A 2062-nucleotide genomic window follows, 5' to 3' on the forward strand; every position below is an offset into this window, starting at 1 on the left:
TTGGTGCAGGAGAACAGGTTGGCGATGGTGTCGCTGTGCCAGGCCTGCTGGCCGTCCTTGTCGGCACTACCGGCCCACAGGTCGACCACGGTTTCGCCACCAACCTGGATGCACAGCGCGGCGCCACGCTCCTGGGGATCATCGAACAGCGCGGCGAAGGCTTCGCGCACTGCTTCGAACTTCAGCTCATAGTGACCCTGGATCTGCACCCGCTGTTCTCCGTACGACCAATTCCGAAAATGGTGTGCATTGTTTCAGTACTTGCGAGTTTTGCAAACTGGCTTGGGCCAAGTGGTCGCGATGAATGGTATGCGCCTCTGGCAAAGCGCATCCCCTTGTGGGAGCGGGCGTGCCCGCGAAGAATTCAACGCGGTGGCTGGCACCGGCTACGCCGGTGTTCGCGGGCACGCCCGCTCCCACATAACAACAGACCGCGTCAGCCTGGGCTAGGGCGCTGGCTTTTCCAATTGGGTGCGCAACTGGCCCATGACCTGCAGGTTGCTCTTGCGCACGGCATCGACAAACCCCGGGTATGGCATATCGGTAATCGCCACCAACCCGAGGTGGCCGTTCTCGCCGTCGAGCAGGCGGCCGCTGGCCGGCTGGTCGAGGTACTGAAACCAATGCGCGCCAACGATCATCGGCTCTGCCAGGGCCGCCTTGAGGAAGTTGCCGTAAGCCGGGCCACGGTCTTCTTCCCGCGCCACTTCCAGCGGCCCCGGCCAGAACGGCCCGCGATCGCGCGAGCCGAACTGGAACTCGGACACCAACACCGGCTTGTCCAGTTCGGCCAGGCGGGCGAAGTCGTAGCCGTCCTGCGGCTTGAGGGTATAGAAGTTGAAGCTGAGCACATCGCAGAACTCGGCGCAGGCCTTGACCGCCTCCGGCGTGCTGCCGGCAAAGCGGCCGCCCAGCAGCAAGTGATGGGGCGCATGCCACTTCAACGAGTCGGCAATGGTTTCGAAGTAGGGTGCGGCGAACCCCTGCTGGAAGTGCTGGTAGTCACGCTCGATTTCCGGGTGCTCCGGGTTGGGCAACGGTGCCTCGAAGCCCGGGTCTTCCATCAGTTCCCAGGCCGCCAGCTCGATCCCCCAGGCCTTGGACAGCCCTTCCTGGTTGCGGTAATTGTCACGCAACTGCTTGAGGAAGGCGCGCTTGGCCGGTAAATCGGTGGTCAGGCGCAAGGTACCGTAGGCAAGGCCATAACGCGCCTTCGGGTCGTTACCTGGGGCGGCCCAGGCCAGTTCGTTGTCGGCGAAATAACCGATCAGCCAGGGGTCGTCGCGGTGATCGCGGGCGGCGATGGCCACGGCGCGCTCGGTGGCCATGGCAAAACGCGGATCGAACGGATCGGGCATGCGGCCCCACCAGTCCATGCCGGTGCTGATGCTGGCGTAATCCCCCACGATCGATAGCGGCAAGGTGTACGGCATGCGCCTGGCTTGGCCCAGAACCGGCTCGCTCCAGTTGCCGACCGTGTTGAAACCCCAGGCCTGCAGGCGGTCGAGCGCATGCGCCTGCCAGCGGGCGCTATCCAGCGCCACCGGCGGGCAACTGGCCGGCTGCCCTTCTACCGCGGGCGGGCAAGATTTGCCATGGGTGCGCTGCAGGTTGGCGGCATAGAAATCGAACCAGCGCCCCTGTTTGAAGTTGCGCCCTTGCGACGAGGGGTTGCCGTCGTCGTTGTTGCCGTCGCCATAGAATGCGGCCAGTGCATCACCCTCGCCCGGCAACACCTTGAACATCCCTTCACGCCCGGCAACGTAGGTACGCCCGCCATCCGCAGCCACGGCATTCACCCCCAGGGAATAGAACGGATGCCCCTCGGGCGTTACCAGGTACCAGCGGCCGTCACGCTTTTCGGTGCGGAAGAAGCCTTTGGCCTCGAACGCCGGGCCGGCCAGCAGGCCACCGTATGCGTCCAGCTGCTGTTTGTCGCGCTCTGCCAGCCAGCCTTTGAGCTGTTGCTGCTCGCGCGCATCGGCCGCCTTGAGCTGCTCGTCATTGGCAACCTTTTCTGGCCAATGGCCGCGGGTGGACTGGCCATAGGCATCGATCAGCT

At 64.4% G+C, this 2062-nt stretch carries 2 protein-coding genes; both read right to left on the reverse strand.

The annotated features are described in order from the left end of the window. On the reverse strand, positions 1 to 209 hold a 209-nt coding region (locus JV551A3_RS26900; protein WP_133979243.1), incomplete at its 3' end, for a serine hydrolase domain-containing protein. Positions 210 to 446: 237 nt separating this feature from the next. Continuing rightward, a partial coding sequence (locus tag JV551A3_RS26910; RefSeq protein ID WP_133979245.1) for an alpha-amylase family protein occupies positions 447 to 2062 on the reverse strand: 1616 nt, incomplete at its 5' end.

Source organism: Pseudomonas inefficax (assembly GCF_900277125.1).
GTDB lineage: Bacteria > Pseudomonadota > Gammaproteobacteria > Pseudomonadales > Pseudomonadaceae > Aquipseudomonas > Aquipseudomonas inefficax.